General features: G+C 59.8%; 19 protein-coding genes. 7 read left to right on the forward strand and 12 right to left on the reverse strand.

The window, feature by feature from the left end:
* The first annotated feature begins 44 nt into the window (after positions 1-44).
* Positions 45-1,040 carry a KpsF/GutQ family sugar-phosphate isomerase gene (locus ACQZ60_RS13395; RefSeq protein ID WP_174058066.1) on the forward strand — a complete coding sequence of 332 codons (996 nt, stop codon included), beginning with the start codon at positions 45-47 and terminating at the stop codon, positions 1,038-1,040.
* A 33-nt stretch (positions 1,041-1,073) separates the two neighbouring features.
* Here the strand turns inward: ACQZ60_RS13395 and ACQZ60_RS13400 are convergent, their stop codons facing one another.
* The 6 genes from ACQZ60_RS13400 to ACQZ60_RS13425 all read right to left on the reverse strand — a co-directional run bounded on the left by ACQZ60_RS13400 (position 1,074) and on the right by ACQZ60_RS13425 (position 8,136).
* The gene (locus ACQZ60_RS13400) at positions 1,074-1,538 is read right to left on the reverse strand and encodes an NfeD family protein (protein ID WP_031233584.1); all 465 of its coding nucleotides are present in this window, start codon (positions 1,536-1,538) and stop codon (positions 1,074-1,076) included.
* 2 nt (positions 1,539-1,540) lie between these two features.
* Positions 1,541-2,590 carry an SPFH domain-containing protein gene (locus ACQZ60_RS13405; protein WP_020809354.1) on the reverse strand — a complete coding sequence of 350 codons (1,050 nt, stop codon included), beginning with the start codon at positions 2,588-2,590 and terminating at the stop codon, positions 1,541-1,543.
* Positions 2,591-2,647: 57 nt separating this feature from the next.
* A complete protein-coding gene (gene hemH / locus ACQZ60_RS13410) occupies positions 2,648-3,682 on the reverse strand; it encodes a ferrochelatase (RefSeq protein ID WP_020809355.1) in 1,035 nt (344 codons plus the stop codon).
* 342 nt (positions 3,683-4,024) lie between these two features.
* Positions 4,025-5,950 carry a 5'-nucleotidase C-terminal domain-containing protein gene (locus ACQZ60_RS13415; RefSeq protein ID WP_020809356.1) on the reverse strand — a complete coding sequence of 642 codons (1,926 nt, stop codon included), beginning with the start codon at positions 5,948-5,950 and terminating at the stop codon, positions 4,025-4,027.
* A gap of 216 nt (positions 5,951-6,166) precedes the next feature.
* Positions 6,167-6,541, reverse strand: coding sequence for an outer membrane lipoprotein Omp10 (omp10, locus tag ACQZ60_RS13420; protein WP_003497694.1), 375 nt, complete (start codon positions 6,539-6,541; stop codon positions 6,167-6,169).
* A gap of 149 nt (positions 6,542-6,690) precedes the next feature.
* Positions 6,691-8,136 carry a homospermidine synthase gene (locus ACQZ60_RS13425; RefSeq protein WP_020809357.1) on the reverse strand — a complete coding sequence of 482 codons (1,446 nt, stop codon included), beginning with the start codon at positions 8,134-8,136 and terminating at the stop codon, positions 6,691-6,693.
* Positions 8,137-8,394: 258 nt separating this feature from the next.
* Here ACQZ60_RS13425 and ACQZ60_RS13430 point away from each other — a divergent pair, with 258 nt between their 5' ends.
* The gene (locus ACQZ60_RS13430; protein ID WP_448735430.1) at positions 8,395-9,303 is read left to right on the forward strand and encodes a diguanylate cyclase domain-containing protein; all 909 of its coding nucleotides are present in this window, start codon (positions 8,395-8,397) and stop codon (positions 9,301-9,303) included.
* Here ACQZ60_RS13430 and ACQZ60_RS13435 read toward each other — a convergent pair.
* Both ACQZ60_RS13435 and ACQZ60_RS13440 read right to left on the reverse strand, forming a co-directional pair.
* The gene (locus ACQZ60_RS13435) at positions 9,300-9,935 is read right to left on the reverse strand and encodes an aminotransferase class IV family protein (RefSeq protein ID WP_020809359.1); all 636 of its coding nucleotides are present in this window, start codon (positions 9,933-9,935) and stop codon (positions 9,300-9,302) included. The genes ACQZ60_RS13430 and ACQZ60_RS13435 overlap by 4 nt on opposite strands.
* 99 nt (positions 9,936-10,034) lie before the next feature.
* Positions 10,035-11,885, reverse strand: coding sequence for a M3 family oligoendopeptidase (locus ACQZ60_RS13440; protein ID WP_020809360.1), 1,851 nt, complete (start codon positions 11,883-11,885; stop codon positions 10,035-10,037).
* Positions 11,886-12,054: 169 nt separating this feature from the next.
* Between ACQZ60_RS13440 and ACQZ60_RS13445 the strand changes: the two genes are divergently transcribed.
* Positions 12,055-13,602, forward strand: coding sequence for a sigma-54-dependent transcriptional regulator (locus ACQZ60_RS13445; RefSeq protein WP_003520377.1), 1,548 nt, complete (start codon positions 12,055-12,057; stop codon positions 13,600-13,602).
* A 175-nt stretch (positions 13,603-13,777) separates the two neighbouring features.
* Positions 13,778-15,685, forward strand: a complete 1,908-nt coding sequence (locus tag ACQZ60_RS13450; protein ID WP_035261053.1) for a DUF882 domain-containing protein — start codon at positions 13,778-13,780, stop codon at positions 15,683-15,685.
* An 85-nt stretch (positions 15,686-15,770) separates the two neighbouring features.
* Here ACQZ60_RS13450 and pyk read toward each other — a convergent pair whose 3' ends face one another.
* Positions 15,771-17,210: a pyruvate kinase gene (gene pyk, locus ACQZ60_RS13455; protein ID WP_003520375.1), complete on the reverse strand. Its 1,440-nt coding sequence runs from the start codon at positions 17,208-17,210 to the stop codon at positions 15,771-15,773.
* Positions 17,210-17,596: a DUF1036 domain-containing protein gene (locus tag ACQZ60_RS13460; protein WP_020012242.1), complete on the reverse strand. Its 387-nt coding sequence runs from the start codon at positions 17,594-17,596 to the stop codon at positions 17,210-17,212. Before ACQZ60_RS13460 ends, pyk begins: the two co-directional genes overlap by 1 nt.
* A 291-nt stretch (positions 17,597-17,887) precedes the next feature.
* On the opposite strand from ACQZ60_RS13460, the gene ACQZ60_RS13465 reads away from it, so the two are divergent.
* From ACQZ60_RS13465 to ACQZ60_RS13475, 3 genes are all read left to right on the forward strand, one after another.
* Positions 17,888-18,676, forward strand: a complete 789-nt coding sequence (locus tag ACQZ60_RS13465) for an N-formylglutamate amidohydrolase (RefSeq protein ID WP_020012241.1) — start codon at positions 17,888-17,890, stop codon at positions 18,674-18,676.
* A gap of 15 nt (positions 18,677-18,691) precedes the next feature.
* The gene (locus tag ACQZ60_RS13470; protein WP_035262885.1) at positions 18,692-18,997 is read left to right on the forward strand and encodes a DUF1244 domain-containing protein; all 306 of its coding nucleotides are present in this window, start codon (positions 18,692-18,694) and stop codon (positions 18,995-18,997) included.
* A gap of 147 nt (positions 18,998-19,144) precedes the next feature.
* Positions 19,145-19,402 carry a DUF2312 domain-containing protein gene (locus ACQZ60_RS13475; protein ID WP_020812069.1) on the forward strand — a complete coding sequence of 86 codons (258 nt, stop codon included), beginning with the start codon at positions 19,145-19,147 and terminating at the stop codon, positions 19,400-19,402.
* 68 nt (positions 19,403-19,470) lie between these two features.
* Here ACQZ60_RS13475 and ACQZ60_RS13480 read toward each other — a convergent pair whose 3' ends face one another.
* Together ACQZ60_RS13480 and ykgO are read right to left on the reverse strand one after the other, a co-directional pair.
* Positions 19,471-20,091 carry a tetratricopeptide repeat protein gene (locus ACQZ60_RS13480; protein WP_035262887.1) on the reverse strand — a complete coding sequence of 207 codons (621 nt, stop codon included), beginning with the start codon at positions 20,089-20,091 and terminating at the stop codon, positions 19,471-19,473.
* Positions 20,092-20,192: 101 nt separating this feature from the next.
* Complete coding sequence (ykgO, locus tag ACQZ60_RS13485; protein WP_003497670.1) at positions 20,193-20,318, reverse strand: type B 50S ribosomal protein L36; 126 nt, start codon at positions 20,316-20,318, stop codon at positions 20,193-20,195.
* Positions 20,319-20,451 lie beyond the last annotated feature (133 nt).

The following is a 20,451-nucleotide window of genomic DNA, read 5'->3' on the forward strand; positions in this document are numbered from 1 at the left end:
GCTGGAGAGTGGACTTATTCCGGCTGAAAGAGTAACAGTCGGCCATGATTACGCGCGCCGTCAAACTGGTCGAAGACAATGCCATCGAATCCGCCGTGCGGACGATTTCGATGGAGCGGGCTGGCCTTGCCGCCCTTGAGGATGCTCTGAGGAACGGCCTTTCCGAGCCCTTCTGCAAGGCGATCGAGACCATCGGCCAGTCGAATGGCCGTCTCATCATTACCGGGGTCGGGAAAAGCGGCCACATAGGCGCGAAGCTTGCCGCCACCTTCGCCTCCACCGGAACGCCTGCCTTTTTTGTGCATGCGGCGGAGGCCAATCACGGCGATCTGGGCATGATCGGCGGCGATGACGTGGTGCTGGCCATTTCCAAGGGCGGCGAAAGCGCGGAGCTGCGCAGCATCATCAACTATTCGCGTCGTTTCTCCATTCCGCTGATCGCGCTCACCTGTTCGGAAAATTCATCGCTGGCACAGGCTTCCGATATCGTGCTGCTGGTTCCCAATGAGCAGGAAGCCTGCCCGCTCGGCCTTGCGCCCACGACCTCTACGTTGATGCAGCTTGCGCTGGGCGATGCCCTTGCCGTTGCACTGCTGGAGGCGCGCAATTTTACGGCGGGCGATTTCAAGGTGTTTCATCCCGGCGGCAAGCTGGGGGCGAGCCTGACGCTGGTTAGCGATATCATGCATACCGGCGATCGTGTGCCGCTGGTCAACAAGGGAACAGCCATGCCGGAAGCGGTCGGGGTTCTCTCCCGCAAGCATTTCGGCTGCGTCGGCATTCTGGACGAGGATGGCCGCCTGTGCGGCATCGTCACCGAGGGCGATATGGCGCGCAACCTGTCGCGCAACCTCGCCGAGATGACGGTCGATGATATCATGACCCGCACGCCTAAGACCGTCAAAAAATCGGTGCTGGCGACCAGCGCGCTGGCGACGCTGGAAAAATTCCACATTGGCGCGCTGATTGTCATCGATGACGACAACCGGCCCATTGGGCTGGTGCATTTCCACGATCTCTTGAGAATTGGCGTGGCTTGACGCCACCGCCGATCCTGAAAAGCTGGTCTGAATCTATCGGTCCAACGGCTCGATTGTCAGCGTTCGTCCGCGTGCGGAAGCGATCCTCACCCGGGTGCCGGCCGGCAGGTCTTCGCCGTTGACCGGCCACCAGGTATCGTCCAGCCTGATCCGGCCACGCCCTTCGACAATCGGTTCCTGAAGGGTCGCGGTGCGGCCGACAAGGCTTGCCTCACGCTGGTTGAGGAAGGGCTCGTCGCTTGCCGCCCGGTTCCTGCCGAAATACTTGCGGCCGAGCAGGGCGAAGACGACGGAAAGCGCGGCAAACAGCACCAGCTGCAATTGCCAGGCCCAGAATGCCGCATCCCACAAAAGCAGCGAGACCGCGCCGATAACCAGCGCGGCGAGGCCGATCCAGATCAGGAACACGCCGGGAGCGATGAGTTCGGCGGCCAGAAGCACGAAGGCGACGATCCACCAGCTCCATGGTCCCAGCTCAGTGGCAAGCCGTTGCAACATCATTACTTCTCCGACGAGGAACCGAAGGGATTACCGGGGATCGTGACGTTGATGCTCTGGCCGGAAGGCCGCGTCGGCGGCACGGAGCGGGACGATGTGGAGGCGGCAGGCGCGGTCGGCGCATCGCCCCTGTCACCGAAAACCTCTTTCGCAATCGTGCCGATGCCGCCGAGTGAGCCGATTAGCGCCGAAGCCTCCATCGGCATCAGCACGATCTTGGAATTCTTCGCCGTGCCGATCTCCGCCAGAGCCTCGGTATATTTCTGGGCGACGAAATAGTTGATGGCGTGGACATTGCCGGCGGCGATGGCTTCCGAGACCATGCGGGTGGCGTTGGCCTCGGCCTCGGCCAGACGCTCGCGCGCCTCGGCATCGCGGAATGCCGCTTCGCGCTGGCCTTCCGCCTCCAGAATGGCGGATTGCTTTGCGCCTTCCGCCCGCAGGATCTGGGCATTGCGGGCGCCTTCGGCTTCCAGCACCTGCGCGCGTTTTTCACGCTCGGCCTTCATCTGCCGCGCCATGGAATCGACGAGATCCTTCGGCGGCGCAATGTCCTTGATTTCGATACGGGTGACCTTGATGCCCCATGGTCCCACTGCCTCGTCCACCACGCGCAGCAGGCGATCATTGATGGCGTCGCGGTTCGACAGCAATTCGTCGAGGTCCATCGAGCCCATCACCGAACGGATATTGGTCATGGTGAGGTTTTCGATGGCCATTTCCAGATTGGCGATCTGGTAAGCGGCCTGCGCGGCATTGAGGACCTGGTAGAAGGTGACGGCGTCGGCGGAGACGCTGGCATTGTCGCGGGTGATGACTTCCTGTGTCGGTATATGAAGGACCTGCTCCATCACGTTCATTTTCGAACCGATGGTTTCGAAGAACGGCACGATGAGGTTCAGGCCCGGCTCGAGCGTGCGGGTATAGCGCCCGAACCGTTCAACCGTGTAGCGATGCCCCTGGGGCACGGTCTTGATGCCGGCAAACAGCACCAGAATAACGAGAACCACCGCTGCCATGACGACGATGTCGAAACCGCCCAATGCAATCATCACTTTTCCTCCTGATCAGAACCGTCCGGGTTTTACCCCGGCATCGTTATGGCAAGATTACACCCATCCTTGCAACTCCCGTCGCACAACCTTTTCGAGAACATTCATGCCCTCGGCGCTGTCGTTCAGGCAGGGAATATGGGTAAATTTCTCTCCGCCATTATGCAGGAAAATCTCGCCCGCTTCACCGGCGATTTCTTCCAGCGTCTCAAGACAATCCGAAACGAAGCCGGGATTCATCACGGCGATGCGCTTGATGCCTTCCGACGCCAGCTTTTCCACGGTCTTGTCGGTATAGGGCTGCAACCATTCTTCCGGTCCGAAACGCGACTGGAAGGTGATCATGAAATTTTTCTCTGTCCGCCCCAGCGCCTCGCGCAGCAGCCTGGCGGTTTTCTGGCAGTGACAATAATAGGGATCGCCCTTTTTGAAATAGGATTGCGGAATGCCGTGGAAAGAGGTGATCAGCATTTCCGGTTCCCAGTCCAGCGTCGCCAGATGGTTTTTGACCGAGGCGGCGAGCGCCTCGATATAGGCCGGATCGTCGTGATAGGGCGGTACGGTGCGGATGGCGGGCTGCCAGCGCAGCTTCATCAGATGCTCGAAAGCCTTGTCGTTCACGGTTGCCGTGGTCGATGCGGCATATTGCGGATAAAGCGGGAAAAGCAGGATTTTTTCGCAACCCTGTTCCTTCAGCGCATCGATCTTCGAGGCGATGGAGGGCTGGCCGTAACGCATGCCCCAGTCGACCGCGACATTGGGCAGGTCCTTCAGCGCTTCCGCCAGCAGCTCGCCCTGGCTGCGAGTATAGGTGCGCAGATAGCTTTCATTGCGCGCGTGGTTCCAGATTTCCTCATAGGCCTTGCCGACTTTCTGCGGGCGCTTGTTGAGAACAATGCCGTAAAGGATCGGATACCAGTAGAGACGCGACCATTCGATTACCCGCTTGTCGCTCAGGAATTCCGCCAGATAACGGCGCATCGGCCAATAGTCCGTCCCGTCAGGTGTGCCGAGGTTGACGAGCAGGACGCCGACCTTGCCAAATGCCGTGCGGGGATGGTTTGCGGGGAGTGCGGATAGTTCTGTCGCCATGAATGATACCCTGAAACTCGGACTGGTTGCGTGAGGAACGGTTCCGTTTCGGAAATGCTCCATCTTCTGTTTATGCGTGCCGAACGCAAACCGCGACGGTTGGGCCGGCAATGCCCGAGCTATACGCTCGTGCCGTCAATTTGTTCACGTGTTCTAGACGAAATTTTTCAGGATTAAACCACCGGCGGAGGCTATTTCCGGGGCGGGCGGCGCTGCAGGATGTCCTTTGCCAAAATTTGATCTGTAAAGAATTGTTTTTAAAAGGAAAATAAGAAGCCGGCCCCGATCTCCGAGGGCCGGCTTCCTGTCTGCGGCAAATTGCCCTGTCTGTTCCCGTCCGGCTTATTGAGCCGGCAGTTCCAGTTCCTCGCCGATCTCGATGTGGTTCGGATGCTTCAGCGTGTTTGCCTTGGCAATCCTGCTCCAGAGAGCGCCGTCGCCATATTTCTCGGCTGCGATCTTCCAGAGCGAGTCACCCTTTTCAACGACATATTTGCTGGCGGCTGCAGCGGCAGCGGCGGGCGTCGTCGTGGCCGGAGCCGTGGCGGCCGGTGCTGTGGCGGCGGGTGCAGTGGCGGCGGGTGCAGTGGGAGCGGGGGCCGGTGTGGCGGCCGGCGCGGGTGCCGCAGGCTTTGCCGGAGCGACATAACCCGCCGGCGTCACTTCGCTGATGCGGCCATCCGTGTAGGGCTTATAGGGGCTGTTGGCGGTGATATAGGCCGCAACGGCTTCCTCGAGGTTGGGGCCGAAGTCATAGGCGTTGATGGCCTTGGTCGCAAAGACCTTGAAGCCGTCGCCGCCGGTACGCACGTAATTATTGGCCGCGACGATATAGGTCTTGGCGGGATCGAGGGGCACGAAGGCGTCGCCTTCCTTGACCTCGACCGAAACGACGCGGCCGCCGGCCGGCTTCGAGCGGTCGAAGGAATATTTCAGGCCGGAGACCTGCATGAAACGACCAGCGCCGTCGTCGATCTGGCTGACGCCGTTTTCGAGGGCGGCGCGAATGTCCTCACCCTTCAGCTGGAAGGTCGCGACGGTGTTCTGGAACGGTAGAACCGTCAACACTTCGCCCATGGAGACATCGCCGGCATCGATGGAGGAGCGCAGGCCGCCGCTATTGGCGAAAGCGATGGTCACGCCCTGATCCTTGACGCGCGCAAGCGTTGCATCGGCCACCAGATTGCCCATGGAGCATTCCTTCACGCGGCAAACCTTACGGTCTCCCTCAATCGGGCCTTCCGAGGAGCCGACGACCTTCGATTTCAGAGCCTCGATCGGCGCCTTCAGCTCATCGATGCGCTTCAGCGTGGCTTCATCGGGCTTGAAGGAGGAGTCGATCAGGATGGGATCGCCCTTGCTTTCCTTGACCACGCCACTGTCGTCGAAGACCACTTTGAGGTCGCCCAGATATTTGCTGTACTGCCCGGCCTGAACGACCGGAACCTTGTAGCCGCCGGGATTGTCGACGAGGGTCGGATAGGGGCCTTCGGCCTTCTGGTCGGTGTTGGAAAGCAGCGTATGTGTGTGGCCGCCAACCACGACGTCGACGTCAGGGATTTTGGCGATGAATTCGAGATCGCGCGGATAGCCGACATGGGTCAGCGCGATGATCTTGTCGACGCCGTCCTGCTTCAGCTTCTGCACCTGCTCGCTGATTTTCGCGACATCTTCGGCGATGGTGATATTGGGACCGGGCGTTGCCAGTTCCGCCGTGTCGTTGGCCACCGCGCCAACGATGCCGATTTTCTGTCCGCCGACTTCGAGTACGATGGACGGCTTGACGCGGTCGCCGATTTTCGAGGCGGCGGTTGCCACCACATTGGCGGTCACGACGGGGAACTGCACCTTGTCGAGGAAGCCGGCAAGCCCGTCCTCGCTGTCGTCGAACTCATGGTTGCCGACGGTCATGGCGTCGAACTTCATGGCGTTCAGCACTTCCGCTTCCACGGTGCCCTTGTAGGTGGTGTAGAACAGCGAGCCCTGGAAATTGTCGCCGGCATTGAGCAGGAGGACATTCTTGCCTTGAGCCTTCAAGGCATCGCGGGTCTGATTGATTGCGGTCAGAAGACGGGCGGCGCCGCCGAAGCATTCGTTTTTGCCTTCTTCTTCCGCCGAGCAGGTCGAGTCGAACTTGTTGATCGATTCGATACGGGAGTGAAAATCGTTGATGTGAAGAATGTTGAGCTCGTAATCGGCCAGAGCCGCTCCGGCCGAAAGCGTTATCGCTGAAACGCTCAGCATGCCCAGTCCCAAAATTTTCTTCATGGTCCCTCTCTCCTGTTCAAAGCGGAAGCCCGGGCCGGTCGATCATCCTCCGGCCGTGCTCATTTTCTAATCTGAAATCATGTCAGTCTTTCAAAGCGCGATGTTTCCATTTAGCGGCAATCGCCGCAAGCGAAATTATGACAGGCGCACAATAAACAAAAACGCACGCCTGAGGCGTGCGTTCCGGAAGATCATCTCTTTGAAAAGGTGATGTTATCAGCCCTGGCGCGTCAGCGAGAACTGGCTGTTCGTGTCTGTCGTGCAGTTCAATTGTGACGGGGAGACGAGGGCGCAGTTGACGCGCGACTGCGTATTGCGCACCAGCGAGGTCATGTTGATTTCGTAAAGCGTCGGCGAAATCGTCACATAGGTGCCGGAGGCCAGAAGCGTGTTGGTGTCGGTCGAGCGGGTGGAGAAGGCGCCGTTCTGGAACGTCGATACGATGCCGTTGCGGTCGATCCAGCGACCGTCGACAGCCGGGCCGCGGGCAAGCGAAGGCGCCATCGAGGTCTGCTGGGAGGGACCCGGCGCGACGCATGAAGACACCGCGATTGCGGCTGAAAGCAAAGCAGCGCTTGTCTTGAAGTTCATGAGCCTGTTCTCCTGCGATTCGATGAAACCTTCTGTGCTTCGACCATGCCGCGAAGCGTTGCTTATTTCAAGGCAACGTTGTTCGCTCTCCCCGGTTCCTGATGTCGTGCAGGAAAGCCCCGACGTGACAAATATGAGACTCCGTCCCGTCAGCGCACGAGGATGTTGCGAAACTGCCAGGGATCGGACGTATCGATATTGTCGGGAAACAGGCCGGGGCGGCCATCGGTCGGCTTCCAGTCGGTATAATGTCCCTCGACGGGTCCGAGATAGGGGCGCTGCACCTCAAGGCAACGGCGGTAATCCATTTCATCCGCCTCGACGATACCGGCCTGCGGGTTCTCAATCGCCCAGACCATGCCCGCGAGCACAGCGGAACTGACCTGCAATCCGGTCGCATTCTGGTTGGGGGCGAGGGAGCGTGCTTCCTGCAGGCTCAACCGCGAGCCATACCAATAGGCATTCCTGTCATGGCCATAAAGAAGAACGCCGAGTTCATCGGCGCCGTCGACAAGCTCGTCTTCGCCGAGCACATGCTGGATCGGCTGAGGGGTGCCGCCATTGCCGAAAAGCTCATGCAGGGAAAGAATGGCGTCATTGCAGGGATGGTAGGCATAATGGCAGGTCGGCCGATAGGTCACGTCGCCATCATCGTTGCGGACGGTGAAATAGTCGGAAATCGAAATCGCTTCGTTATGCGTGACGAGAAATCCGTATTGCGGCCCAAGGCCCGGACACCATGTCCGCACCCGCGTATTGGCGCCGGGCTGATCGAGATAGATCGCCGCCTTGCTGCCCTTTTTCTGCTTTTTCGCGTTTTTCGGCATCCAGTTTTCATGCGTTCCCCAGCCGAGTTCGGCCGGCTGAAAACCTTCCGCGATAAAACCTTCGACCGACCATGTGTTCCAGAAAGCGCCGAAGGGCTTGGGTTCTTTCGCCCGCTGGGTGTCGCGTTCGGCCACGTGAACGCCCTTGACGCCAAGCCGCTTCATCAGCTTTGCCCAGCCTTCTCGGTCATGCGGCTGCGGCTCCCCGATGTCGAGGCCGGTATCTTTGGCGAGATTGACGAGTGCCTGTTTCACGAACCAGGACACCATGCCGGGATTGGCGCCGCAGGTGGAAACCGCCGTCGTGCCGCCCGGCTTGCGCGCCCTTTCCTTCAACATGGTCTCGCGCAGTGAATAGTTGGTTCGGGCCGCATTGTCGGCATCGGCGTCGAAATAAAAACCGGGCCAGGGTTCGACGACCGTGTCGATGTAAAGCATGCCATGCTTGCGACAGATCCGCATCAGATCGACGGAGGCGGCATCGACCGAAAGATTGACGCAGAAGCCCTGGCCCTGAACGCCCTTGAGGAGCGGCTTGAGAATCTCGCGGTAATTTTCCTTGGTCAGATGCGTCTGGATATGGCGGATGTTTCTCTCGGCCAGAAAGGCGGCGATGTCTTCGCGCGGGTCGATGACGACGAGCCGGGCCCTGTCGAAATTGAAATGACGTTCGATCAACGGAAGAGTGCCGCGCCCGATGGAGCCAAAGCCGATCATGATGATGGGGCCGTCAATATCGCCGTAAATCGGGTGGTTTGCATCCGTCATTCGTCAATTTTCCTTTTTCAGCCAATAAGTAAGCTAGATCACAAAAGCGTGCCACAATAAAGGGCAGGTGGATGACGGACATATGACGATGGCGACTGCAAGACGGGCGCACGCACCCTTTCCACCGCATTCTGCCTCTTCGCATTTTAGAGAGTGCGTTTATAATTAAGTTCTTCTTTTCCTCTCTATGTCCAAAGGCTTGGGGGCTTTGGCCGGATGACGACGGGGGAATTTTCGCCATCACGGGGGAGTTACCTGTTGAATAATCTTATCGAGCGTGTCGCAGCGCTTCAGAGTGCTACCCCCGTTCTTATTGCGCTTTACGATTCCGAGGACCGGTTGCGCCATGCCAATCCGTCGTTTCGGGAAAGCTTTCAGCTCGCCGCCGGCGATTTCCCGACCTGGGCGGATATCATGCGGCTGAACCACCGGCTGCGCACCGGTGTCGTCGTCCGCAACAATGATTTCGAGGGATGGCTGCTGTCGGCGCAGTCCCGGCGCGGCAAGCTGCCTTACCGTGCCTTTGAGATGGATATGCATGACGGCCGCTGGTTCTGGATGACGGAAACGGTGCAGCAGGATGGCTGGATGCTGTGCGTTGCAAGCGACGTCACCGAATTGCGCCAGGGCTACAGAACGCTGCGGCAGGATCGGGATCTGGCAGTCCGCGCCTCGCAGACGGATGAATTGACGGGAACGGCAAATCGCCGTTTCGTTTTCGCCAAGCTGGCTTTGCAGGTGGAGCGGGTTGCCAAGGGGCTGGAAACGCCTTTTTGTCTGTGCACGCTCGATATCGATTTCTTCAAGCAGATCAACGATCGTTTCGGTCATAAATGCGGGGATGCGGTGCTTCGCGATTTCGTCGGCATCGCCCATTCCGTCATCCGGCGGGTGGATTGTTTCGGCAGGATCGGCGGCGAGGAATTCATGCTCATCCTGCCGCGCAGCACGGTGGCCGAGGGCCGGGAGATCGTCGAGCGGCTGCTGCAGAAGGTGCGCCTTTCGAGGCCCCTCTCCGAATTCCCGGACTTTTTCTATAGCTGCTCGGCCGGGTTGACGGTCTATCGCGCGCCCGAAAGCGCCGACGATGTTTTCATGCGGGCGGATCAGGCTCTTTATGCGGCCAAGGAAAAAGGCCGGGACCGGCTTCTGGCGGTGACCGTTTAGACGAGTTCCGCCGCAATCAACCCATGCAGCGAATTGCCGACGAAGAGTTTCCGGCCGGCAATATCTTCCGGTTTCAGCGCCTGTCCGCGCGCCCTGCGTTCGCGGATCAGATCGGCGCGCAGCACACCCGGCAAAATGCCGCTGTCGAGCGGCGGCGTCAGCAATTGCCCATCCGGCATTTCGACGAAAATGCTTGTCGACGATCCCTCGCACAACTCGCCGCGCTCGTTGAGCAGCAGCACCTCGTCGGCCTCTCCGGCTGAAAATTCGGCCCGGGCGGCATCATAGGGCTCGCGGCGCGAAGACTTGTGACGATAGAAGGTGTCGGTGGAATCGAGCGTGGTTTGCCGGGCGATGCGAACCCGCCAGACGGCATCCTGCCGCAAGGGCTGGAAGTCGGCGGTTTCGACCTCGAGTTCGCCCTTGTAGTTCATCACCAGCCTGACGCAGAGCGGCTTTTCGCCGCCCACCTTTTTTTCCAGAACCTGAACCGCATTGACCGGCGCGCGAAAACCGAGCGCGTCGGCGGAGCGCAGCAATCGGCGCATATGCTGGTCGATGCGCTGAAAGCCGGTCTGCGGCTCCCAGCGCAGGGTTTCCCTCAAGGTCAGATCGGCGGGTTTGCGTTTCATTGCCTGTGCTCGTCGCCTGAATTGTTGCCGGTGTCTTCCGCCGGCAATATCAACCGGCAAAGCTTGTCCGAAATAGGATAGCCCTGCCGGCGGAAGAGATTAAGCCTGTTTATTATCCAGCGCTTCGAGCTCGTCGATCAGCCCCTCGATCATCGAAAGCCCCTTGTCCCAGAAGGAGGGATCGGTCGCATCGAGGCCGAAGGGTTTCAGAAGATCCGAATGATGCTTGGTGCCGCCCGCCTTCAGAAGCTCGAAATATTTCTCCTGAAAACCCGTCTCGGCCTTCTGGTAAACCGCATAGAGCGAGTTCACCAGGCAGTCGCCGAAGGCATAGGCATAAACGTAAAAGGGCGAGTGAATGAAATGGGGGATGTAGGTCCACCATGTCTCGTAGCCTTCGGAAATCCGGATCGCCGGGCCCAGGCTCTCGGCCTGAACGGACAGCCACAATTCGCCGATCTGCTCGGAGGTCAGTTCGCCCTGTTTGCGGGCGGTGTGCAGTTTGCGCTCGAATTCATAAAAAGCGATCTGGCGCACGACCGTGTTGATCATGTCCTCGACCTTGCGGGCGAGCATGGCCTTGCGTTCCCGGATATCCCTGGTGTCGTCGAGCAGCTTGCGGAAGGTCAGCATTTCCCCGAAGACGGAGGCGGTCTCGGCAAGCGTCAGCGGCGTCGCGCACATCAAGGCGCCCTGTTCGCCGGCCAGAACCTGGTGAACGCCGTGGCCGAGTTCGTGGGCAAGCGTCATCACGTCACGCGGTTTGCCGAGATAGTTGACCAGCACATAAGGATGGGCTGAGGGCACGGTCGGATGCGCGAAGGCGCCCGGCGCCTTGCCGGGGCGGGCCGGCGCGTCGATCCATTCTTCATCGAAGAAACGGCGGGCAATGTCGGCCATCTCGGGGGCGAAATTGCCATAGGCGGAAAGCACGGTGTCCTTTGCCTCATCCCAGGGAATGATCGTGTTCGACGTATCGGGAAGCGGCGCGTTGCGGTCCCAATAATTCATCTGCTCCATGCCGAGCCATTTCGCCTTCATGGCGTAATAACGATGCGAGAGGCGCGGATAGGCCTTCTTGACCGCCGCCGCCAAGGCATCGACCACCTCGCGCTCGACGCGGTTGGCGAGATGACGGCTATCGGCAATATCCTCGAATTTGCGCCAGCGGTCGGAAATATCCTTGTCCTTGGCAAGCGTGTTGGTGATGAGCGTGAAGACGCGCAGATTGTCCTTGAAGGTGGCGCTCAGCGCCTGAGCCGCTTTCTTTCGGGTTTCCGGCTCCGGCTCCTGCAGCATGTTGAGCGTCACTTCCAGCGGCAGGCTCGCACCGTCTATGTCGAAACGCAGATCGGCCATCGTCTCGTCGAACAGGCGGTTGAAGGCCGCCGCGCTGGTCATCGATTTTTCGAGGAACAGCTGCTCCAGCTGGTCGTCGAGCTGGTGCGGCTTGTCCTTGCGCAAATCCACCAGCCATGGGCGGTAGTGCCCCGCTACGGCGTCATTCGCCATGCAGGCATCCATCGTGGCGTCATCGATGCGGTTGAGTTCAAGGGTGAAGAACAGGAGGTGAGAGGAAATATCCGTCAGCTTCGCCTGGGCATCGCCGTAAAGCTTGCCATTCGCCGGGTTCGACGTATCGGAAAAATAGGTGAGCCCGGCAAAGGAGCCGATGCGGCCGATGAGATCGTCCAGCGCTTCATATTCCTTTAGCGCAGCTCCGATGCCCTTTTCGCCCGTCGCCTTCGCGGCAGCTTCAAGCTTGCCCTTCCATTTCTTCTCGAAAGCCGCCGCCATCGACGCCGCCTTCTCGAGATCGCCCTTGTATTCCGGCGAATCGCCCGACGGATAGAGGTCCGAGAGCTTCCAGCCGGGCAGGTCGCCAAGCGCCGGACCGGCGGTTTCGGCAAGGGAGAAGACGGGTTGCGGGGTAGGGCGGTTGAGGGTCATCGAACGTGTCCTTCTGATTATGCGTGCGAAGCATATGGGGACCTTGTTTCCCGCGGCAATGGATAAAATGCAAGCAATTCTCAAAACTGGATGTTCAAGTCTCCCATGCCAGAGTGCGGAATAAGGGACCGCATGAAGCAGGTCCATAAACCGGAAACCGGAGCTAAAAATGACCGCGCATGTTCTCGTGATAGACGATGATCCCGTCCAGCGCCGCCTGCTCAAAAATGCGGTGGAACGTTATGGGCATCTCGCCTTGCTCGCCGAAAACGGCAAGGCGGGGCTGGAATTGCTCAAGCAATATAGCGGCGAGATCAATGTCATCGTCCTCGACCTCATGATGCCTGAAATGGACGGGCTTACCTTTCTCAAAGCTATCGGCGAACTCGGCACCGATGTTCCCGTCATTGTCCAGACGGGGCAGGGCGGCATCGATACCGTCGTGCAGGCCATGCGCGCCGGCGCTTTCGATTTTGTCGTCAAGCCGGTTTCGCCGGAAAGGATCGGCGCTGCCATCTCCAATGCGCTCAAGCTCGACAGGAGAGAGGCAAAGGCCCGCACGGGCCGGCGCGGACGGAGCAATGCAGTGAATTTTACCGATATCGTTTCCGCAAGCCCCGCAATGCTGAGGGTCATTGAACTCGCGCAGCGCGCCGCCCAGTCCAGCATTCCCGTGGTGCTGGAAGGCGAATCCGGTGTGGGCAAGGAAATGGTCGCTCGCGCCATCCAGTCGGCCGGAGACAGGGCGAGCAAGCCGTTCATCACCGTCAATTGCGGCGCCATTCCCCATAATCTCGTGGAAAGCATCCTCTTCGGCCACGAAAAGGGAGCCTTCACGGGCGCGACGGAAAAACATGTCGGCAAATTCATGGAGGCGGATGGCGGCACGCTGTTCCTCGACGAAATCGGCGATCTGCCGCTGGACGTGCAGGTGAAGCTGCTCCGCGCGGTCCAGCAGGGCGAAATCGAAACCGTCGGCTCCGCACGGGTGCAGAAGGTGAATGTGCGGCTGATCTCCGCCACCAACAAGAACCTCATCGAAGAGGTGAAGGAAGGCCGCTTCCGCGAAGACCTTTATTATCGCCTCAACGTCTTCCCGATCACCATTCCGGCGCTGCGCCGCCGCAAGGAAGATATTCCCCATCTGGCGCGGGTTTTTGCCGAGCGCTTTTCGGCGGAACAGAAATTGCCCAATCCCGTCGGCCTCAACGCCAGCGCGCTGGCGCTGCTGACGGCCTATGACTGGCCGGGCAATATCCGCCAGCTCGAAAACGCCGTCTTCCGCGCCGTGGTGCTCTCGCAGGGCGAGGAACTGTCGGATTCCGATTTTCCGCAGATCGCGCTTCAGCTGCCGGAATTTTCGACCGGCGACGATGCGGACGATGTCATCCGCACACCATCGGGAGCGTCGCTGAAGCTTGCGGCCTATTCACCGGCTCCGCCACCGGCCGCTGAAAACCACGCCGTCATCGAGGAGCCGTCGGATATTTCCACCACCATCTACCGGGGCGGAAACCTGATCTCCAGCATGGATGAATCGGGCAATATCCGCAAACTGGCCGAGATCGAGGAGGAGCTCATCCGTTTCGCCCTGCGCTTCTATCGCGGGCAGATGAGCCAGGTCGCCAGAAAGCTCGGCATCGGCCGTTCGACTCTTTACCGAAAGCTGAAGGATTATGGCATCGATCCCGACGATCCCCTTCGAGATGCAGCCTGACCGCACAAACCCCGCATTCGAAGGCAGATCGTAAATTCGTTAACTTCTGAGCAAGGATATCCGCTTACCGTCTATAAACCTCTTGTTAGTGGCTGATTCACTATGTAGAGGAAGGTTGTATGTGTGTGGCAATTTTGCCATCGTGTCACCGTATTTGACGTTCATTTGAGGCAATGTGACAGAAATTGTCTTCCAGGCGGGGATCGAATTGCCATATCTGCATCGGAATAACGCGCTTTCGACAAAGATCGCGCGCGGCTTGATCAAGGATATATGCACGAAGCTGTCGGCGCGCGCTGTCACCTTTGCCTGCCTGATGCTCGCCGCAATGCCTTTCGTAGGTGTTTCGGCGACGGAAGCCGCCGCCGAGACGCGCAGCCTCAAACTGTATTATATCCATACACGCGAGAAGGCGGTCATCACCTTCAAGCGCAATGGAAAATATGACCAGAAAGGTCTGCAGGAGCTGAACCGCTTCCTGCGTGACTGGCGTCGCAACCAGCCGACACGCATGGACCCGCGCCTTTTCGATCTCGTCTGGGAAGTTTATCGCCGCAGCGGCGCGACCGACTATATCAACGTCGTTTCGGCCTTCCGCTCGCCGGAGACCAACGGTTTGCTGCGGACACGCACCAAGGGTGTCGCGGAAAAAAGCCAGCACATGCTCGGCAAGGCCATGGATTTTTATATCCCCGGTGTGAAGCTCGCTCGCCTTCGTGAAATCGGTATGCAGATGCAGATCGGTGGCGTCGGTTTCTATCCGACGTCGGGCTCTCCCTTCGTGCACATGGATGTCGGCGGCGTTCGCGCCTGGCCGCGCATGAGCCGCCAGGAACTCGTCCGCATCTTCCCGAACGGCAATACGCTGCATCTTCCTTCCGACGGCAAGCCGCTTCCCGGTTACGAGCAGGCGCTTGCCGATTACAAGAAGCGCGTCAGCTCCTCCTCCATTCAGGTTGCTTCCAGCGCCGGTGCCGGCCCAGCCTCATCTGGCGGCGGCAAGCGCAAGACCCTGTTGCAGGCCCTCTTTGGCGGTGGCGGCGACGAGGATGAAGATCCCGATAGCATCGCAGCGCCGGAGCCCGCAGAACGCCCGGCTGTCGCCCGTCCGGCGGCTCCGCAGCAGGCGGCTCCCGAGCCTGAACCCACAATTGCAGTTGCTTCGGCACAGGCGCTTCCCGGCGTGAACGATGCGCCGCTGCCGACGGCCCGACCTGCCTTCGGCAACCAGCCGCCAGCCAATACCGGCCTTGCGACCGCGCTTTATTCGCCGGCCCGCAATGCCGCACAGGATGCCCTGCAGGCAGCGACCACGCCGACTCCGGCTTCCGCGCCGGCCGAGCGCCAGCAATTTGCCGATCTGGCTGAAGTATCCGTGCCGGTGCCTACACTTCTTGGGCCCCGTGGCATGAAAGGTGATGCGGAAGGATCGATCCTGACGGCTTCCGCAGATGGTGCGACACCGGCTGCGACCGGCGAACTCGCTTCTGTTCCGGTTCCCGCAAATCGTCCGGCCGTGGCGGAAGCCCTGCTGGCGGCGGCCAATGCCGACCCCGAAGGTGAGGACGATCTTGCCGAAGCGCAGGAGGATACGCTTTCGCCGACGGTGGTTGCGGCTCTTGAACAGAGCGGTCAGGCCGCCCGGTCGCAGGTCCAGTCGGCTGCCATGCCGACAGCCGCGCCATTCCCGGCCGCCGTCAACCACAAGGTTACCGTCGCACCCGCTGAAACGGCCAAGGCTGAACCGCAGGCTGGCTTCGGTGATGCTTTCGACCTGAAGCCCGCCATCAATGGCGGCCTCAGCGCCGGCATGCCGACCAAGGGTTCGCGCCCGAGCAGGCAGGATGCCGCCGTTTCCCAGCAGGCCATGGTGGGCGGTGGACGCCTGACGCAGGATCTGATTTCGGATTGGGCGCTCAACCAGAACAAGGGTACGACTGGGCGCTCGGTGAAGGCGCCGCGTGTTGTCGCCAACCGCATGCTCAGCAGCGACATGTCGGCTTCCGCCACCTCGGCGAGCTTCAAGCCCGGTGCCGTTGCCATCGAATCCAGCCGCTTCAGCACGCCGGTGAAGATGCACTGAGCCTGTTTTCATAAGTAAGACGGCCGAGAGGCCAACAAAAAACCCGCCGTTACCGGCGGGTTTTTTTATGCTGTATATTGAAGCTTTAGACGCCGCTCTGGCCGTCCGAGCCGATATAGGCGATGCGGACCATATTGGTTGCGCCGGGAGTGCCGAGCGGCACGCCTGCGGAGATGATGATACGATCGCCCGGCTTGCCGAAACCTTCGGAAACCACGATGCGACAAGCGCGGTTCACCATGTCGTCGAGGTCGCTGGCATCGCCGGTGACGACGCAGTGCAGGCCCCAGACGACCGACAGTCGGCGGGCGGTCTGGATGATCGGCGACAGTGCGATGATCGGAACCTGCGGCCGTTCGCGCGCGGCGCGCAGGCCGGTCGTGCCCGAGGACGTATAGGTGACGATCGCCGCAAGCTTCAGGGTTTCGGCGATCTGGCGGGCGGCAAGCGAAATGGCGTCGGCACCGGTCGGTTCCGGCTGGGCGCGCTGCGCATAGATGATATTGGAATAATAGGGGTCCTGCTCCACCGTGCTGGCAATGGATGCCATGGTGGAAACCGCTTCGACCGGATAGTCGCCGGAGGCGGATTCAGCAGAGAGCATGATGGCGTCTGCGCCTTCGAAGACGGCGGTGGCGACGTCGGAGACTTCGGCGCGGGTCGGCACAGGCGCGGTGATCATCGATTCCAGCATCTGCGTGGCGACCACGACCGGCTTGCCGGCGCGGCGGCAGGCGCGGGTCAGCTGCTTCTGGATGCCCGGAACGGCTTCCAGCGGCATTTCGACGCCGAGATCGCCACGGGCGACCATCAGCGCGTCGGAAAGTTCGATGATTTCCTCGATGCGCTCGACAGCCTGCGGCTTTTCGATCTTGGACATCAGGCCGACGCGGCCGCGTGCGATCTTGCGAACTTCCGCAAGGTCTTCCGGACGCTGGACGAAGGAAAGCGCCACCCAGTCGACTTCGCCGGTGGCGAGAACGGCGTCGAGATCGACGCGGTCCTTGTCGGTCAGAACGCCGACGCCGAGCAACGTATCCGGCAGGCTGATGCCCTTGCGGTCAGAAATGCGGGTGCCGGAAATGACGGTGGTGACGATGCTTTTGCCGTCGCTCTTTTCAGCGCGCAGATGCAGCTTGCCGTCGTCGATCAGCAGGCGATGGCCGGGCTTGACCGCCTCGAGAATTTCCGGATGGGGAAGGAAAACGCGGGTGTTGTCACCGGGCGTGTCGTTATTGTCCAGCGTGAAGGTCTGGCCCGGAACGAGTTCGACCTTGCCTTCGGCGAATTTTCCGACGCGCAGCTTGGGACCCTGCAGGTCGGCCAGAATGCCGATGGGGCGGCCGGTACGGCTCTCGACAGAACGGATACGCTGAATGAGCGTCCGCATCACGTCGTGGCTCGCATGGCTCATGTTGATCCGGAAAAGATCTGCGCCAGCAAGATGCAGCTTCTCGATCATCGCCTCTTCGGAAGAGGCCGGGCCGAGAGTTGCAAGAATTTTGACTTTGCGGTTACGCTTCATCAGTTTTGATTTCCCTGTGTGCCTGGCGTATCGGAGAGCTGGACCATCCAGCTGCCCTGTCTGCCCGTGTCATATTCCTTGAAACCCATTCTCTGGAAGCTGCGGGCAAAACAATCGTCCACGCCGTTGATCTTGAACTCGTTTTCCGCCACGCACATGTTGACGTCACCGGTCCAGCGGCCGCCATGGGCGGCATCTTCGGCATAGAGATAATAATAACGTGACTGCAGCTCACCCTCGATCAGCGTCGCGCAGGTCGAGGAGGGGACCTGCCACCAGCCTTCGCTGACCCAGCCCTCCTGTGCCCGGTAGCCGATTGCGACCCCCACGAGGTTCTGCGTGCTGTTGCACACGCGAAAATCCGCATGCGCGGGCGCCGCGATCATGAACGGGGTCAGAAACAATGCCGCTGCGGAAAAAAGACGGGCGATATGCCGAAAGTGGCGAGGAAGAGCGAGAGATGACTGAGTCACGGCTTCCATCCGGATTCCATGGTTATAATGAACACACTTCTTGGCGTGGCCGCCCAAGAAAGTCAACGCGATTTTAATCGATTATATTGTTCGTGGGATCGTGAGTGCGATAAGGTAGATGGCTGTTCTTTCGCCGCAACTTGCGCCCGGCCTCAAGCCATGCCATCAAGCTTCTCTCCTCAATCCTGCCCCAGAAAATCATCGATGAACGACTTCATACCCTATGAAATCATAGAAGGCGATTATGACAAAGGCATGGTTCTTCTGGCGGACCATGCCATGAACCTCCTGCCGGCACACTACGGCAAACTTGGCCTTCCGCAAACCGCTTTTCATCGCCATATCGCATTTGATATCGGTATAGAGGGGCTGACACGCTCACTTGCCGCGCGCCTTGGCGTGCCGGCGGTGCTCGGGCGGTTTTCGCGGCTGCTCATCGATCCGAATCGCGGCGAGGACGATCCCACTCTCATCATGAAGATTTCGGACGGGGCGATCATTCCCGGCAACCATCCGATTTCGGACGAGGAATGGCAAAGGCGGATCGAGATTTTTCACCGGCCCTATCACAATGCCGTGGATCGTGTGCTGACCGGCGTGGCCGAGGCATCGGAAGAAGCGCCGCTGGTTCTGTCGCTGCATTCCTACACGCCGTTCTGGAAGGAAACGCCGCGGCCATGGCATGCGGCGGTTCTGTGGGATACGGATCATCGCGCGGTCGATCCGCTCCTGGCGCATCTGCGGGCCACGGGCGACATCCTCGTCGGTGACAACGAACCCTATGACGGTGCATTGAAGGGCGATACCATGTATCGCCATTGCATGATGAAGGGCATACCGCATGCGCTTCTCGAGGTTCGGCAGGATCTGATCGCGAATGAAGAGGGGATCGCCGAATGGTCGGACCGGCTCGCTCCCATTTTCGCCGCAATGAACGACGATCCCGTCCTGCATGAATATCAGCTGTTCGCCTCCCGCACCGGTCCCTATTGAGCCTGGAGTTTTGCCATGACGAATGAAAACGACAATCGGCAGGTCGAATTCGAGGCGGCGGCATTTCGCCGTCTTGTGCAGCACCTTCGCGAACGTCACGACGTGCAGAACATCGACCTGATGAATCTCGCGGGTTTTTGCCGCAACTGCCTGTCCAACTGGTACCGGGAAGCGGCCGAGGAGGCCGGTGTTCCGCTCAGCAAGGAAGAGTCCCGGGAAATCGTCTACGGCATGCCTTATGAGGACTGGAAGGAAAAATATCAGGCGGAGGCGAGTGATGCCCAGAAAGCCGCCTTTGAGCAGAACAGGCTCAGGGAATAACCCCGATCGACGGAAACGACTTGACGCGACGCCTTTCAGTGGGCAGTTCACAGGCCGGAATTCTGCTGCCCGCCGGCAGCGACCGGCGAAGGCTTCGCCCGGATATAATGAACAGGGCTCGCATGCGGGCCGCCAATGAAGGATGATATGATGGACGATACCAGCACCACCGAAACCGTCGCCGCCGCGGAACTGCGCCAGTTCATCGAGCGCGTCGAGCGCCTCGAAGAAGAAAAGGCCGCCATTCAGGGTGATATCAAGGATGTCATGGGCGAGGCGAAGGGCCGTGGTTACGACACCAAGGCGATCCGCACCATCATCCGCCTGCGCAAGAAGGATGCCAATGAGCGCATCGAGGAAGAAACGATTCTCCAGACCTATATGGCCGCGCTCGGCATGGAATGATCGGCTGGAAACGCCTCAATGAAAAATCGCCGCTTTTGCGGCGATTTTTGTTTGAGCATCTCGCGAATTCAGCCGCGTGTGCCGGCCAGCTTTTCCGAAAGGTCGACGGCCTCCTTGCGGGCGTCCTTGTCGGCGGGGTAGAGCGCCAGATAACGTTCCCACGCCTTCAGCGCCAGCTCGTCGCGGCCCGAGGCTTCGAGGATGTTGGCAAGGCTTGCCAGCGCCGGGAAATAGCGCGGTTCCCTTTCCAGCGTCAGGTTGATATCCGCCATCGCCTTGCGGGTGTCGCCATCGGCAAAATGCACCATGGCGCGGCGATAGGGCGCCTGCACATAGTCCGGATCGAGCAGAATGACCTGGTCGAGAAAATCGTAAGCGGCGGCGTTGCGCTTTTCGTCGGCGGCTTCGCCCGCCCATTGCATCAGCAGATTGACCGTTGCGCTGCCGGAATCATTCCATTCGGAGGCGATCTGGTTGGCGATGCTGCGCGCCTTGACCGCATTCCGTTCTTTTTTCAGCGATGCGAAAAGCGTGTCGATCGTCTTGGCGGGTGAAGGTGCGGAGTCCGCAACAGCAGGCGATTGCCCGTCCGCCGCATGGGCAATGGCAGCCATTCCCGGAATCGGGAGGCTTGAAAACAGGAAGCCCTGAGCGAGGATGATAGCCGTGCAAAAACGATTTGGGCGCATGGGTTAAAGCTTAACCCGACTGCGCCCAATATCAAATGCAAACTTCTGCTCTGTCAACAAAGTGATCCGCGAGCCTGATCGCGAACCGCAGTCGCAGTCAATCAGCCCTGACGAGCCTTGAAGCGCGGGTTCTGCTTGTTGATGATGTAGACGCGGCCCTTGCGGCGAACCAGGCGGTTATCGCGATGACGGGCCTTAAGCGCTTTAAGCGAATTCTTGATCTTCATTTTACTGGTCCGCAGTTTTGCACGGTTTCTGCCGTGCTTATTCAAACAATCAAAAGCGCGCAACGGGGCGCGCTCTTTTCGGTTGGCAGGCAGATACCCGTTTGAGCCCTGCCTGTCAACACTTGCCCGTGTC

It is taken from the genome of Agrobacterium sp. 22-223-1 (assembly GCF_053522385.1).